8 protein-coding genes are annotated in these 17,105 nt (G+C 55.4%); all 8 read right to left on the bottom strand.

All coding sequences use genetic code 11. The features are described 5' to 3' along the window. Positions 1-4: 4 nt before the first annotated feature. A complete protein-coding gene (locus tag DCX48_17065; GenBank protein QXE16077.1) occupies positions 5-9,700 on the bottom strand; it encodes a hypothetical protein in 9,696 nt (3,231 codons plus the stop codon). Between the two features lie 58 nt (positions 9,701-9,758). Then, complete coding sequence (locus tag DCX48_17060; protein ID QXE16076.1) at positions 9,759-11,390, bottom strand: pilus assembly protein; 1,632 nt, start codon at positions 11,388-11,390, stop codon at positions 9,759-9,761. A gap of 179 nt (positions 11,391-11,569) precedes the next feature. Then, entirely contained in the window at positions 11,570-12,202 is a 633-nt protein-coding gene (locus DCX48_17055; protein QXE16075.1) for a hypothetical protein, read from the bottom strand. Further along, positions 12,195-12,755 (bottom strand): hypothetical protein, encoded by a 561-nt coding sequence (locus DCX48_17050; GenBank protein QXE16074.1) that lies wholly within the window; start codon positions 12,753-12,755, stop codon positions 12,195-12,197. The genes DCX48_17055 and DCX48_17050 overlap by 8 nt, the downstream gene beginning before the upstream one ends. Next, positions 12,755-13,606 (bottom strand): tetratricopeptide repeat protein, encoded by an 852-nt coding sequence (locus tag DCX48_17045; GenBank protein ID QXE17283.1) that lies wholly within the window; start codon positions 13,604-13,606, stop codon positions 12,755-12,757. The genes DCX48_17050 and DCX48_17045 overlap by 1 nt, the downstream gene beginning before the upstream one ends. Before the next feature lie 100 nt (positions 13,607-13,706). Next, positions 13,707-14,666 carry a type II secretion system F family protein gene (locus tag DCX48_17040; GenBank protein QXE16073.1) on the bottom strand — a complete coding sequence of 320 codons (960 nt, stop codon included), beginning with the start codon at positions 14,664-14,666 and terminating at the stop codon, positions 13,707-13,709. A 14-nt stretch (positions 14,667-14,680) separates the two neighbouring features. After that, complete coding sequence (locus tag DCX48_17035) at positions 14,681-15,661, bottom strand: pilus assembly protein (protein QXE16072.1); 981 nt, start codon at positions 15,659-15,661, stop codon at positions 14,681-14,683. Positions 15,662-15,679: 18 nt separating this feature from the next. Next, positions 15,680-17,083 carry a CpaF family protein gene (locus DCX48_17030; GenBank protein ID QXE16071.1) on the bottom strand — a complete coding sequence of 468 codons (1,404 nt, stop codon included), beginning with the start codon at positions 17,081-17,083 and terminating at the stop codon, positions 15,680-15,682. Positions 17,084-17,105 lie beyond the last annotated feature (22 nt).

Raw genomic sequence — 17,105 nt, 5'->3', positions numbered from 1 at the left:
TGTGCTATGTACGCAGGCTGCTCAACTCACTGAGCGCCGCCAGCAGTTCATCCTGTTCAGGCTGATGCTGACGCAACTGTTCGGTAAAAGCGGTTTTCCCCGCTGGCGCTAACCGTTCAACATCCCAGTTTTCAATGGGGAGGGAAGGCGATTGCATCGCGCCATGGTCAGTAGGCATCGCTGCGCCATCGCCCTGTCCGGTTTGCAGCGTGATTGGCACCGTCCGGCTGGTGCCGTCTGAGGCTTGAGCTTTCAGCGCCAGTTGGACCTGATTCACCTGCAATGCACTGGCATCGGTAATGCGTACCACGCCGCTGCGGGCATCAAACTGTATCCACGCAGGCAGTGGACGCCCATTCGCCAGTTGCAGCGTCAGCGTGGCATTGCCTTCACGCACGCTGAACATGCGCTGCGGCAAGCTAAAGGCGAGTGCGCCGGAGGCATCCGGCCGTAACGCGCCCTGCACGCTGCTAAACGCCGACTCCAGCGCCGTTGTCTGACCGCGCACGCTCAGGAACAGATTGGAATCCGCCGGAGAGACTGCCGTGCTATCGCGCACGACAGTGCTAGCACGAGAAGAGAAATTGACCTGATCTAGCGTCGGCATCAGCTGCGACATCACGGGATCGAGCACCCACGGGGCATCAGACTGGCGCGCCGTATCAGCATCGCGCTGACGCACAGGCTCAGCAGTTATGTTGGTCGGCAGCGGTTGAACATCTGGACGAGACAGGTCGGCGACAATCGCGCTCAGCGGCTGTTCGCGATCTCTTTCGTTCGAATCAACAGGCAGGCTTACGCCCTGCTGCACAAGGATGACCGGTGCCGCTGTGGTGGTGTTATCAGGATTGACCGGCTCCGTTGGTATGCCGGGGTCGACTGGTGTGCCGGGATCGACAGGCGTCGAGGCGGTATTGACCGTCAGTGCCACATTCAGCGCCGTCACGTTGCCCACGCTGTCCGTGGCAATAATCGTCAGGTTGAATGTTCCCGATACGGTCGGATCGCCGCCGATCGTGCGCGTTGCGGCATCAAACGTCAGCCCGTTCGGTAGACCGTTGATCGACAGCGTCAGTGCATCATTTTCCGCATCGCTGAACAGGCTATCGGGCAAGGAGTAAGACCAGCGGGTACCAACCTGTGCGGCTGGCGGAGTGAACTGCTCAGCATGACCAACAGGCGGCAGGTTGCTCTCTCGTAGCAACGTAACACCGAGCGTCTGCGCGGTGGAATCGGCTTCGCCATCATTGAATACCAGCGTCAACGACACCGCGTTTCCGGTCAGTGGAGCGCTCGTCGCCCAGCTAATCTGGCGGGCCAGCGTCGTCGCATCTGCACGAGAAATGGCTGCGGTGAAGGTTACAGTCAGTTTGCCGTCCACCTGCGTGAAGGTCGCAACCGCTTGCCCTTCTTGGCTAATCACGCCATTCGCCAACGTGAAACCCTTGCCAGCGGAGAAGTCGAAACGATCGCTTGCAGACGCCGCTTCACCACGCTGTAGCGTGATCGACGCCCCCTGATAATTTCCTTCCCCACCGTTCGATGCATCCAGTTCCGCATCATTGAGTATGATGGCTGGTGCGACGATGACCGCTGAACCATCGATACGGTAAACCGGCAGGCGAGATGATTCACCCAGCGCCGTTACGCCGCTGCCAGCTGCAATCAGGCTACCGTCAACCGGCAGCAGATGAGTGAAACCCGCACCGCCACTGACCTGCGTATCGAGCGCTATCAGCGCTTGATCGTTCAACACATAGCGAGTGAGCGAACCATCGTCTTTCGTAACATACAGCACTCGCGCATCCGCAGAGAGGGCAATATCACTCACCGAGCCTTCTGCTGCGACACGAGCAAGGTGCGTGAAGGTTCCCGTTGCCGTATCCAGCGCAAAGGCATCGATCTGCCCTGCGCTGGCGACAAAGACACTGCGTCCATCGGCGCTGACCGTTATCTGTTCCAGTCCAGAGAGCTGCACGGTATTATCCGAGGCATCGATAAAGTCGCGGGTGTACCCCAATAGCGTCGGCTCGCCGTTGTCACCACGCGTATACACAATCAGTGATGAACCACTGCTGGTATTCGTCGTCACAAATAGCAGATTGCCGCGGCTGACCAGCTCACTGGGTTGCCATAGGTAAGGCTCACTCCACATCCCCCCCTCGATCAATCCAACATAATCGAGTTTGCCTGTTGCCGCATCGCGGCTAAACCAGAGAAGGTTGTAGTTGTTGATGACATACAGCGTCTTGCCATCTTCCGACAACGTAATATTTTTTACGTCCCAGAGGTTGCCTTCGAAACGATTCGTTTCTCCCTCATTAAGCGTTTCTTTATGCTCCAGATTGCCCTCAGCATCACGGCTAAACCAAACAATTGCGTTGCCGTCGGCACGCAGCGCATACACGCTATTGCCCTCGGCAGAAACCTGTAGCTGACTTATCCCCTGAACACCGTCTACGGCGGAAAAAGTACGCACATAGGTTAATTCACCGCTATTCGCGTCACGCTGGAATAAGGCAATCGCCCCTTTATCATCGCTGACATACACCGCCAACCCATCTGCCGTGCGGGCAGCAGCCGTCACCGTGCCCAGCCCGGTAATCGCGGTATACGCATTCACCAAACGCAATTCATCGGCAGAGAGCACCGGATCGTTCGCCACCACAGGCGTGTCATTGATAGCGGTAATCGCCACTGACAAGGCAGTGATCTGAGACACCAGATAGCGATCGGATAATGTTACCGTCACCGCGACCTGTGCGGCGGGCGTATGGCTGTCGCTGGCGTAGGTAATCTGACGCAGCGTGTTCTGCACGTCTTCCGTGGTGGGGATCGTGCCTGCATTGCTATTGAAGTGAATCGTCAACACGCCGTCTTTATTGCTGACCTGACCAATCGCCACACCATCTTTCTGAAGCGTATCACCCGATAATGTCAGGCTGTTACCAGCACCCAGACTCAGCTTATCCAGCGCCGTTTTACCCTCGCCCAGCGTAATCTTCAGCGTCGCGCCGTCGTAGTTGCCTTTACCGTCGTTGAGCTTGTCCATCTGTGCATCAGACACCGTTGCGTCAGGTGCCAGCACGACAGGTTCGGCGCGTTCGGTATACGCGGGAGTTGTAGCCGGAACCGTGATAACCGGCGCGGTATTGGCTTCCGCCGCAGGTACCAGCGTCAGCGTAATGGTTTGTTCCAGAGTGGTTTCCGGGGCGCTGCCGCTATAGTTATTTTCCTTGACCATTAGGGTAACGTGGCGTTCCCCGCTGGACTCGCTGCCCAGATAGTTGTAGCCGATGCTGTCAATAATCTCGGCAGTACCGCTACCGTCTTTCCCGACATACAGGAGAACCGTGGCTTTACCGTCTTTCACTTCAACGGAATATTGCAATCCACTGGCTGTGCGCGGTGTACCGTTGGATTTTTCGAGCACGATCGTGCTGCCATCGACGCTGATCGTCTCATTTGGCCCTGAGACATCAAACGTCAGCACCACCTGCCAGATAGTTTGCCCACTCTCGACGGTGTCGATATGCGTATCTTTAAACAGCTTAACGAACTCGCCGTTGCCTGGGATTTGTGGATTCAGCACCGTCGTATTCAGTACAGCCGGATCGTTTACGCCAACAAGATTAACCGTCACGTCCATCGTAGCGACGTTATTGTCGCCATCATTGATGCTGAAGGTGAAGGCCGGTGACGATCCCGCGTGTTCTGGATCCGGACTGGTATTGTGGTAGGTGATCTGCCGTAGCACATTCTGCGCATCGGCCTTTGTCACCACAGCCGTAAAGGTCACCGTCAACACACCATCAGCCTGCGTAAAGGTGGCAATAGTGGTGCCATCTTTGACGATATTATTACCGTCCAGTGCCAAGCCGTTATAGGCCTTAAAGCCAAAGATATCTTCCGGTAGCCCGCCTTCTTGTCGGCCTACCGTGATGCTCGCACCGCTATAATTACCCGCACCGTTATTTAACGCATCTAACTGCGGATCGGACAAACGACCTGATGGCAGTAGCACCGTTGCGTCAGTATCTTCGGTGTAGGTAGCACTGGCAGTACCGACATTCAGCACATGGATCTTATCGCCGCCAATCAGGTACAGCTGCTTGCCGTCTGCACTCAATTCCACGTTTTGCAGATCAGAGAAGGAAATATTGAGCGGGCTATCCCAACTGCCGCTAATCGTGTGCTTCAACGTCAGGCTGCCATCTTCAGCACGAGAGAAAACAGAAATATTCTTGCCAATTACGAACAGCGACGTGCCATCAGCAGAAACCACCAGACTGGTTGCCAGCGCTTCACCGGTATCGCCCCCATCATCGGTAATTGGCGTTGTATCCGTAAGCGTCAGTGCCCCATCGGCACCTACCGTTATCGTATTGAGTGTGTACTGAATTCCATCAGCATTAATCGCATATAGCGTTTTGCCATCAGGCGAGAGGGCGAGCCCATTGATGTCATACTCGCTCGTTCCACTAATCTGGCCGACCTGAGACAACGCGCCTTGTGCATCAATACTGAATGCGGTGACACCAACCGTACCGCCTGAACCCGACACGAACAGATAACGTCCGGTTGGATCAAGAACAAGACGGCTCGCCCCGATCAAATTATCGGTCTGGGAAACTGACGTCAGGCTGCCGTCCACCCCGCGCTTAAACACCAGCACGCTACGCGCATCTGTATCGCTGTCAGACTGCGCGGCCGTCAGGTAGAGGTAATCGCCCTGAGAAACAATGTGAGAACGCACATCCAGCGAACGACCATCCAGTTCAGCCGAATCAAGGACGCCAGCCTGCGTCAGCTCACCGTCGCTACCAACGCGGAAGATCGTTACCGCATTGCCTTCGCTACCCACCACATACAGGTACTGCCCATCAGCGGACAGAATGACGTCTGACGCGCCGGCCAATCCGGCATTGTCCACAACGTTATCGTTTTGCCCTGTCTCATCGTTATAAACAGAGCGGTAGTTAAAGAAGGTTTTCGACAGGGTAAATTTGCCTTCCTCATTGCGTACAAAAATGCTCAGTACCGCAGATCCCCCCTCAGGTGAACTCACGACATAGAGGGTTTTCCCATCCGCAGCCAGCGCGCTGTCTTTTACTCCGCTCAGCACATCGACATAACTATTGGAGTCATAACCATCAAGGCCGTAATCATTCTGAAGGGCGCTCGACTCACCGCCAATCACTGGCATTTGTGCGAGAACGGATGTCATGGTTAGCGTAAGCGTCTGCTCCGCCTCTGCACCTGATTCATCGGTCACTATCACGGTAAGAGTAAAGGCTCCTGCGCCATTAAGCGCTGGCGTACCGGAAATCGTGCGGGTTGTGGAATCGAAGGTTAATCCATCAGGAAGACCGTTGACCCGCCACGTCAGTGCGCCATTTTCAGGAGCTCGGAACAGATTTTCTGGCAATACGGCACTATATGACTGTCCTGCTGTACCAGACGGCGGGACGTACCCCACGTTATCCACGATCGGCGCTTTGTTCTCCACCAGCGTCAACAGCAGGCTGGTATCCTTAGCACCATCGCTCAAGGTGATCTTCAGTGGAATCGATGCGCCAGCCGTATCACCATCATTACGATAGGTAATCTGATGCAGAACCTGATTGGCGACCGCTTTCGTAGCACTTTCGGTAAACACAATAGACACCGCACCATCACTCACATTGAAGGTAGCAATGGTCGCGCCCTGATACTGAATCTCGCTGCCGGACAGCGTCAGATCGCTTCCATTCTGGAAAGCGAAGTGGTCATTTGCCGATGCTTCACCATTGCGACTAATGACGATCGATGCGCCTTTGTAGTCATCAGCGGCGTCCAACTCCTGGTCTGACAGCGTAACGCCCGTGGCAAACGGTACATCCGCCGTCTGGCTATAAGGTGCATTTGCCGCTGCGGTGAACACGTTTAGCCCCGCAAAAAACGTACTGACGCCCGCATAGATATTTTTACCATCTGCACTAACAGCGAGGTGGTTGACGGTGGCAACCGAGAGCTCAACACTATTACGGTACGTTAAGGCACCAGAATCTGCGTCGCGGGCGAAGACCAGCAGTGACTTACCGCCGAACGCCGCAACATACAGCGCTGAACCATCCTGAGAGAGAATAATTTCGCGCAGTGATGTCGCACGTAGCTCAGCAGGAACATGGCTTTCACTGTTGTATAAATCCATTGTCCCCGCGTAGGTCAGCGCCCCTGTGTCCCCATCACGGCTGAAAATTGAGACGGTACCCTGCGTATTTGACGACACATAAACAAAACGGTTATCGGGTGAAATAACGATATCTTGCAGCGCGGTGAGGTAACGATCGTCCTTCGGAATGTCTGCGCTATTCGTATCAGCTGCGATCGTACTTTTATTAATCGTGGTGACATAGCTCAGGCTGCCCGTATCCGCATCACGCGACAGTACGGTAATGCTGTTGTTCCCCAGATTAGAGATATAGGCCGATTTACCATCGCTGGACAGCACAATGCCGCTTGGGCTTTTCAGTGGAATGGTATCGCTACCAACCAGCGAGCCGACAAACGCCAGCGCACCGGAAGTGGTATCGCGCGAGAAGAAGGTAACAGCATTTTTACCGGTAGAACCATCAACTGGCGTCACACCATTAATGGTATATAGCGAGGTGCCGTCGTCGGACACCACGATCTCGGAAACCGCCGCATCCAGGCCGCTAACGCCATTCACGTCCTGTGTGGCGACGATGCCGACATAGCTCAGCTGTCCCGTCGTCGCATCGCGGCTAAACTGCACCAGCGAGTAGGCGCTACCGCTACCGCCCGCCACATACACGCTGGAGCCGTCTTTCGACTGTGCCAGCGTGGTGAGGGTATTCAGTCCGTTAACTTCAATCACAGGGGTGGACGGATCGTCCTGTTCGCCCTGCGTGAAACTTTGTAGCAGCGTCAGCTTGCCGGTTTCCGCATCACGAGCGTAAACGCGCAGGTAGGTCTTGCCGCCGTTATTGTTCCCTTCACTGCCGGTGACCAGCAGGGTTTTACCATCCTGAGAAACGCCGATCGCCGAGACGCGCTCGTTGTAGTCACTGAGCTTCCCATCGTTGTAAAACAGCGCAGCATCGGGGGAATAGGTCGCCTCGATCGTTGGCAGTTCGTTGAAGGCCAGATTGACGCTGCCGGATACCAGCAGCGTCGCGGTATCGCTCCCGCCATTGGCGGTGCCGCCGTTATCCTGCAACTCGGTTAGCGTAATGGTACGCAAGCCGCTGGCGCTGGTGCTCTCTTTGCCAGCCGAGTAGCTCAGGCCATCGACCAGCTTCATCATCGCCATGCTGCTGATGCCCTGAGCATGACTCAGCACCAGTGAAGATTCATCACTCAGGGCGTTATAGGTGTAGCTATACTGGTAACCGCTCACCGTGGTGCCCGAACTGTCTTTGCTCAGGTCGATGACAGTGCCATCCACCGTCAGGTATTCCTGATGCGGGTTGTTTAGGCCATCAATACCTATCGACAGTTTGGTCAGTGCCTGTCCGGCTTCCCCGGTGTTGATCGCCGTATCTTTGAATAGTGTGACGGATGCGCCACGCGTATCCAGCGTCAGGTTGCTTCCGCCCTGGCTAACCAGCGTTGGCGCACTATTGGCGGTCAACAGCAACGCGACAGTGGTCACCGTGCTGTTCAGCTCTCCATCGTTCGCTGTCACCGTCAGCACTACCGCGTCGGTGGTGCTCTGGCTGCCGACATTGTGGTAGGTAATCTGTTTCAGGACAGCATTGGCGGTTTCTTTCGTCACATCAGCGGTAAAGGTTACGCTGAGCGTGCCCTGACTCTGTGCAAAGGTGCCAATTTCTGCACCTGCTTGCAGAATTTTTCCGTCTTGCAGCGTCAGGCTGTTACCTGCACTCAGGCCGAATTGATCGTCTGCGGAAGGCGTTTCACGACCGATAGTCAGTGTGGCACCGTTATAGTTACCTGCGCCGCCGTTTAACACATCCAGATTGCTATCCGAAAGCGCAATATGATCGGCAAACGGTAAGTCGCTGCCATAGAGATAAGTGCGTAACGCGCTAAAGCGCTGAATCGCCTCGCCAGCAACCAGCAGTGATTGCCCATCTGGCGACAGCACCATGCCGCGCGTATCGCCAATATCCTTAATCTGGCCGCTTTCGCTTAGCGCACCCGTAGAGGCGTTGACGCTGTAAATCTGTAATGCACCTTCGCTGCTCAAGGCATAGAGCTGGCTACCGTCGGCGTTAAGATAGAGTGCGTTGACACCTTCCAGCGTTTTCGTATCCGTGCGGGTCAGCGTCTTCCCTTCAGTACCATCGCGCAGTTGATAGACGCTGATTTCACCGCTGTCAGGATCGGCGACGTAGATGAACTGCTGATCCTTCGAGATCGTCAGTTGGTAATCTACTGCGCCATAACCTTCCCCAGACGTTTCCAGCGTCGCGACAGAGGTTAATGTTCCGGTTTCACTCCGCTGGAAAACCGACAGCGTGTGCTTTGCCCCCATCCCCATCGTGACAACATAGTTACCGCTGCTCGCCACAATGCCGCTGCGATCGATTCCGCTCTCATTCACGCGCTGGAAGAATGTCAGGCTGCCCGTCGTCGCATCGCGAGTAAAGACGATCATGCCGTTCCATTGCGTAGTGACATAAACCTGAGTGCCATCGCTGGAGACAGCAAGTCCGGTAATATTGCCGTTTTGCACAGCAATCGTCTGGGTATATACCGGCAGCTCATCGCTGCCGCTGAGCCGAATTATCTGCCCATTGTCGTCAAGGCTAAGTGCGACAATATTGCTATCGCCCGTGATGGCATAAAGTGAACGATTGTCCGCACTCAGCGCGATGTCTTTCACATCCTTGAGCGCGCTGATATCACTCAGCGTTTGGCTCAACGTCAGTTTGCCATGCTCGCCAACGGTAAAGACACCCAGTGTGCCATCGATTCCTATGGCATAGGCACGCTCGCCATTATTGGAGTAACGCACGTCCTGTGGCGATTCCATACCGGGTACGATGATTAATTCGGCCAGTTCTGGCGCATCCGATGCAGACACCACGGGCGCCACATTGATCTTGCTGTCAACAGTGATAGTCGCGTGGATATTCAGGTCAGCAGTGTCGCTGTCGTCACTCAGGCTTTTCAGCGTTACCGTCACATCGCCGCCAGCCACGGTTTTATCGAGTGGTTTATAGGCGATACCGTCGATCAGTTTCGCAACGTCAGTAGGCTCAAATGCATCAGCAGATGACTCAATACTCACCGTGATGGTTGTCGTCGCGCCACTCACCGCAACGGTATAGCTGTATTGTCCATCACCCGCTGTTGTTTTTGCGCCATTAGCGGCTTCCAGCGTAATGTCAGTACCGTCGATGACGATTGCCTGATTTGCGCCCGTGCGGTTGACGGTAATCACGAGATCTTTCAGTTCCTGCCCGCCGTTATCCGCTGACACGCTAACGCCGCTGAACAGATCAATCGGTGCAAAGCTGTCGCTGGAATCGGTGATGGTGACCGTTGCCTTAACCGGCGTGGCATCGACGCCGGGCGCGGAATCCGTTGCCGCAACGGCAACGTGCGCAGCCACATCCACCGCAGTGACCACAGCAGCGGCATCAAACATCATGCGCGGTTCCAATACCCACGCCTGACGCGGCGTGCGCGTTAAGGCTGAACCAGATTTTGAGCGGGAAAAAGTCATCGTGTCATGTCCTGTAATAAAAGGGGCAAATCGCGTCATTCCTGGCTACATTCAGCAGTTATTCAACCAGCCGAACATAACCGCCCTCGGTTTCGATCTGGCCGGCAATACGATCCAACCGTTGAATCAATTGATCCTCAACGCCTTCTGCGCCGAAGCCTGAACCATCGATAAAGCTCATGCGTTTTTCGCCTTCAGTGCAGACCAGCAGGCCCGGCGTTGCCTCCGTGTCAAACAGGTTGCGGCCAAAGTCTTCAGGGTCGCCGGGGCGAATGCCGACAAAATAAAATTTGATGTTCCGCGCACGGAAGCTGGAGCACAGATCGCGGAAGCGCTGCTGTGCGAACTCGCGTGCGACATCTGATCCGGTGCTGCCAGAAAACTGATTACGCTTGAAGTTGTAGCCATCGGTGTCGAACCAGTTACCAATCGTGTTGGCCATCATCACGATCACCTTTTGCCCATCACCGTTGCCGTCCAGATTGAAATCCAGCGGCAGCTTGGCATCGCCCCAGCCGTCTGAACCGCGCATATTTGGCGACAGCGCAGCGCCCGCCCACGACATGCCGATGGCGTAGTTCACGTTAAAACGGGCAGAAAATTGCTCTATACGCTGATTCAGCCTGCTTTCTTCGTTGGTCAGCGGCATCAGTGCCGCGTTAGGGCACCCACGGTCTGCCACAATAAAGCGGGTATCCACGGCATTGGAGTTGTTATCCCACGGATAGAGGTCGGGATTCGGGCCGCGCCAAGAGATCGGCGGTGCGCCGGGGCTGCCGTTTTGCGGCAAGTCGTGACGGTAGTAAATGCTGAATTGGCCGGCAGGCGGCTCATCCCAGAAGAAGTTTTCCTCTCGACCCAGCCCACGATACATGCACAGCAGGTTAGCGCGGCGATCGGGGAAACGACGGTCGGCGAGGCTACTGACAACGCCACTGGCAAAGAGCGAACGCAGCTCCGGCGGGTTCAGTGCACTCGGCGTAGACCAGCGGCGAATGCGATTCGCATCTTCTGCGTCGTACACGTTCACGGACTGGCTGTACGGCACCAGCGATAGCCACAGGTTGTCACGTTTACCGTCCGCGCTGCTCAGCATGCGTTCGACAAACGAGCGGCTGACGCTTTTCAGCGAGCGGATATCCCCCTCACTCATATCGCCTGTCACTGGCATGACAAGAGCAATTTCGGTCGGACGGTTGATGACTTCCGAGGTCGAATACACTTCCTGCTTCTTTGCGCCCAGGCTCAGCAGGCTAGGCTTGGTTTCAAAGGCGGCAGTAACGGTATAGGTTTTACGTGTGGCACTGTTGCGCCCTTCAGTAACGGACACATCACTCGCCACCAGTTTTTCACTCAGGGCCTTATTCATCCCCAGATTGTTTTTGACGTATTCATACGCCAGCTTATTCGTGTCTTCCTGACTGTATTCTTCGCCATTAATGGTCGCCTGATGCCCGACTGCGAGCGCGGCGGCATCCGTCGCACGTTTGATCTGCGTCGCATCGCCGGTTGCCGTCGAGGTATCGACGATAAAAGCCGCCGTCACCAATAACGCCATCGCACCCAGCGCATAGAATGCCGTGCCTGCACCCTTTTCCTGATGAACAAAGGCAGACAGGCGCTCACGTAAGAACAGCGTTATTCCGGTATCGTCTTTTTTTACGCTTCTGTTCTGTAAGGTTTTTTTCATCAATTCCTATCCTGTATACCTAGATTCAGCACGTACTCAACCCGCCCATAAAACGGGAAAATAAAAACGACATTGCTCATATGCCTATTTGTCTTAATTGTTTCGTTATTTCGGTAACGAGACACTCGCTGCCGTTTGCGGTCTATGTGCCGCTTCTGTATCTGTATATACGCCGGTTATTACTGATCTTCTTCCTCTAGCCGAGCCTCTTTTCTGAGTACCTCGTCCAGTTCAACCACGTTGATAGCAACCCGACTGACTGACGACGCGTGCAGCAGACCGCCCAGCGACATGCCGCCCAGCAGGCTCACGTCTTTACCCTGACGGCAAATCTCGACCACTATCATGGAGGTCGTCTTACTGCCTTCCTCACGATCTCTTTCTGGCAGTTCAGGGAGATACTCTTCACCTGGCAGTGTTTCACTGTCCACACACAGCGCTTCTGCTGTGCCTCTGCTCAACTGCCAGTACAGTTCACCAGTCTGGCGCACGTTGCTGATTAACAACTGATAGTTTCCTGCACCTTCCGTTGGCAATATCGTATCGAGCAGCCCTTTTAGCCCTTTTTCATCCAGCTTCTGCTGCATCGCTAATATTGACGCAATGGCACCCGCTCGCTGTTCCATGCGCGTACGTTCCAACCCTACGGTGTAGAGATCCGCACACAGCGACCCTATCGCTAGCACAATCGGAAACGCCAGCGCCGTTTCTACCGCAATAGAAGCGCGGCGAGAAAACCAGAAGCGACGGAGCCCGCTCAGGAAGCGATTGTTTTTCAATACATGACTGGTTTTCAATAAGCGATCAGTCATTGCGCAGTTCCGTCCCAAACACATGCTTGTATTGATAGCGGAAAGTGTCCCCCAGCGTTAACACTTCAGGCAGCGGCGTAATGAACGCTTTTTTGATCTGCACCGTCACGGACCACACCGGTAGCGTCGTCGTTTCTTCGCCATTGGGGTTGTCCTGACTGCTATTGCCGTTCGTCAGCCCGCCAAGCTGAGTCAAATTGTCGAAGTGCAACACGCTAACCGTTAAATCATCTTCCTTGAGGTAGCCGTATCCCGCTTCAACCATGCGCGCCTTTAGCCGCGTTCCCATCTGTTCCGCACTGTCCGTAACGAGGTTATCAAGACGAAACGTCTGCACGGCTTTATCCAGCGCGGCGCTGCCAACGGCAATCACCAGCCCGATACGAGCCAGTTCAAACAGCATCATCACCCCGACCAACACCACCGGCACCAGAAATGCCACTTCCGTGGCAATCACGCCGCGCGTGCTGCGCCAATTGCGTTCATGGTGTGGCACGATTCCTTGCATTATGCCTTTCTTACGCCACGGGTCGCGATTACGGAGCCACACCATTACTCAGGTGCACTCAATTGCAGACGTTGACGGCTGGACAACAGCAGCGCTTCACCACGGGATTTATCCTTCTGCATCTGCTGTAAACGCTGATTCAGCTCGTCCATTAAGCCATCAATACGCTGCGGCTGTGCAATGGTCGCCAGCGCCGAACGCGCTTCATCGTCTCTGCCACCAGAAAGGTAGGCCAGCGCCAGATTCAGCCTGCTGGTTGCGTTGCTCTCATCCACCGAACGCAGCAGAGAAATCGCTTTGTCCGTATTGCCACTCGCCAACCATGACAGCGCTAGATTGTTAAGTGCTGCAACATCGGCTGGGTTCACCTGCAATGCTTTTTCAAACAGTTGACGCGCTTCTGCGTGTTTGCCTGATGCATCCATCACCACGCCCATGCCATTGAGTGCGCCAGCGTCATTCGGCTGTGCTTTCAGCGCACAGGCAAAGTCGGTTTGCGCCATCGCATTACGTCCTAGAGCCAACTGTGTACGCCCCATACCCAGACACACCGCCAGCGCTTCTCCCGGTGTCATTTTGTTGGTATCACCGCCCAGTGCCTGACGTGCTCGTCCGTATAGCTCCAACGTCTGCTGTGGCGAACGTGCCAGAGCCGCAACGCTGGCGTATTCCAGCATTTCAGCCCCTTTCAGCGCATCACGACTGTCGAGGCGCGCGTACACTTCCGTCGCGGCTTCAACACGCCCTTGATCGCGCAGCAGACGTGCCAAACGCAGGCCTTCATCCTTGCTGCCTTTAATCGCCGTCGAGCTGCTGCATCCCGCCAGCACGGTACTGACAATCAGCAGGGCCAGCATGGGCGCGCCGCGCTTGAGTTTTGCTACCAGATCGACCATCTTCGATAACTCCATCGGTTGTAACCTTGGTAATTTCCGGCTAACACCGGGAATCAATGTGTTTAAAAAAACTTAAAATCAATATGTTGAAAGTAAAAAGCTATTGCGCCAGCAGGCGGATCACTCGCACCAGCGCGGGTGATGCCATAATCGCGATAATCGGCGGCAGGATCAGCGCCATCAGCGGCACGCTCAGTTGTGCAGGCAATTTCCCGGCCTTCTCTTCCAGCCCCAAAATCAGCGTCTTTCGGCTTTCATCTGCAATCGTACGCAGCGCCTGAGACAGCGGTGTACCGTAGCGCTCCGCCTGAATCAGTGTCGCCACCATGCTTTCGATCTCACTGACCCGTGTACGCTCTGCCAAATGCTTCATCGCCAGCGTACGATCCGACAGGATCTGTAATTCGGCAGCGGTGTAGTGCAGTTCATCCGCCATTTCCGGCGAAGATAGCCCTAACTCCTTCGATACCACCTGCAATACGCGTCCGATAGGCAGCCCAGCCTCAGCGCAGACCACCATCAGATCCAGTGCATCCGGCACTGCGCGTGCCAGCTTTTCCCCCCGACTTGCTGCACGCCATTTCAGCCACCACTCCGGCACCATAGAGCCGACAAAGAAGCCAATGAGACCTGCCGCTACGCCCGTCAAACCTGCACGGTCAGCAGGTGGCAACCATCCCCACACCAGAGCGATAGCGAGCAACGCCCCAGCAGCAAATTTCCCCATCACCAGCCAGCCCACCGCTTCGTTACGGCGAAGCCCTGCGAGATCCAGCAGGCGGCGTAGATTACGGCGATCGCGATCCGATCCCGACAGGCGTTCGCCCTGCGTGGCGAGAGGCTGCAACAGTTTTTCCAACAGGGGGGATAATGACGTTCCCTGGCCTCTCAGGATGTTATCCTGAGAGGCCGCCTCTATAGAGGCGCTGGGTAAATGCCCACGCATGCGAATTTCCAGCTGTTTGTATTGCTGGATTTTATGTTGTGTACGGGCCAGATAGATTCCAGCCACCATCAGCACTAGCGCCAACAGCAGTAAGGGATCGTCAAAAACAGTCATGAGTGGCTCTCCCTTTACCCTATCCGTTTAACCATAACGTGCGTGATCAACATGCCGACCGAGACACTGCACAAGGCGTAAATCAGTACCGTCGTTCCAACCGGATCGGAGAACAGGAAGCTGAAATCGTCGGGTGATTTCATATACAAATAGGCCAGGCAGCCTGGGAACAGCATGGCGACAATCTTGGCCGACGCACGCGCTTCAGACGTCTTGGATTGCACTTTCAATTGCAGTTCCCGACGGTCACGCAGCGTCGCAGACAGACGCTCCAGTGTTTCCCCCAGTCGCCCACCGGCCTCCTGATTGATGATCAAAATCACCACGAAAAAGCGGTACTCAGCCATCGGCACCCGCGTCGCCGAGGCCTGAATGACCTGACGCAGTGGAATACCAAGTTTCAGCCAGTGGTCAATCGTCTTGAATTCATTCGCCAGCGGCCCAGCGAGGTGCTCGGCGACAATCGAGAAAGTATTCGCCACAGGCACACCCGCACGACAGCTGCGGGTAATCGCATCAATGGCTTCGGGCAGGCTTTCGCGCAGCGCTTTCAAATGTTTTTGCAACGTCGAACGAAACAACATCATGCCGATGCTGACAAACAGCAACAGCGTAAATATCAGCCCCATCGTGAGCGGCAGCAGGGTACGCTGCCCCAGGACCATGCCGAGTATCAGGCTGACCGCTCCCAGCGAAAGAGAACGCTGAAGCAGGTTCTTTTTCCAGCCGATGAACGTCATTTGCGCCCAGAGGATAGCCATCCAGCGCCCAATCACAGGGACGCCCATCAACGGCGTTTTGATCTCGTCACGCAGGATCGAATCAGACGCGACGGCGGCAGCCGACGGGCTGACCTCGTTCAAAATCTGCTGCCAGCGTTGTTCACGCTGCATGCGCTGCTGGCGTGATTTTCTCCAGGCGTTGACCGCCAAAAGCAGCATCAGCACGCTGCCAAATACCAGCAACGTGATCAGATTCAGGCGTAAATCACTCATCGGCGTCTCCTCAGTTCATCATTGCGCATCAAACAGATGCGCTTTATCGCTGTAGAACTGCGGGCGTTGAATGTGCTGAACATATTCACCTGTCAACAGACCCTGCCCATCCATCCCTTGAATGTTGAAGCTGAACAGGTCCTGAAGCTGGATTACTTCGTTCTCCATGCCGCACACTTCGGTGATGGACACCACGCGACGCATGCCGTCACGCATACGTTCGATCTGCACGATCAAATGAACCGCGCTGGCGATCTGGCGACGGATCGCCATCAGCGGCAGTTGCATGTTCGCCATCATCACCATGTTTTCCAGACGCTGTATCGCGTCACGCGAGGTATTGGCGTGGACGGTACACAGCGAACCATCGTGCCCAGTGTTCATCGCCTGCAACATGTCGAAGCTTTCGCCACCGCGCACCTCACCCAAAATGATGCGGTCGGGGCGCATACGCAGGGCATTACGCATCAGATCGCGCTGATCGACGCGTCCAGTACCTTCGGCGCTGACAGGACGGGTTTCCAATCTCACCACGTGCTCCTGCTGCAATTGCAGCTCGGCGGCATCTTCAATGGTGATAATGCGATCGGTGGTACCGATCTTCTGCGACAGCGCATTCAGCAAGGTGGTTTTACCCGCACCCGTTCCACCGGAAACGATCACGTTAACGCGCGCCTGCATCGCTTTATTCAGAACATCCGCCATCGCATAGGACATGCAGCGGCGCTCAGCCAGCATTTCCAGCGACAGGTTGCGGCGCATAAATTTACGGATCGAGATCGTAGTGCCGTCGATCGCCAGCGGATAAGTAATGACGTTGACGCGGCTACCGTCTGGCAGACGCGCATCCACCATCGGGCTGGCTTCGTCGATACGGCGTCCCACCGCGGCGGCAATACGTTGCGCGGTGTTAAACACATGTTCTTCGTCGATAAAGGTAATCGGCGACAGCTCCAGTTTGCCAAAACGCTCGACAAACACCTGACCGGCACCGTTAACCAGAATGTCGTTGACCGAGTCATCCGACAGCAGCGGCTGGATCGGCCCAATTCCGGTCATCTCATCCAGCATTTCGGCAGCGATGGCTTCCTCTTCCTGCCGAGAAAGCTGCAAACGTTGCTCATCACAGATGCGGCGGATCACCGTTTCGATCTGTACCAGCAGTTTGTCACGCCCCATCATCGCCGCTTTACCGGCATCGATCTGATCGTAGAGCTGCGCGCGGATAATCCGACGCTGACTGTTCCGGTTGTCCGTCTGGCGGGCAGCTGTTGCAGATCCAGAAGACGTGTTCGCCGCAGGCTGTGTGCGGTTCTCCGCAGCCGGGCGCGTTTTCAGTTCTGCCACGTTGGCAGCAGGCGCAGGCTGAGGCGTGCTTTTTCCTGCTTCACTTTTTTGCAGGTTATTCTTGCGAATCAACATGTCCGTAACCCTTTGAAAAACG

The organism is Pectobacterium atrosepticum, from assembly GCA_019056595.1.
GTDB lineage: Bacteria > Pseudomonadota > Gammaproteobacteria > Enterobacterales > Enterobacteriaceae > Pectobacterium > Pectobacterium atrosepticum.
Note: the sequence above shows the minus strand (reverse complement) of the source record. Positions and strands in the feature narration are given on the sequence as shown.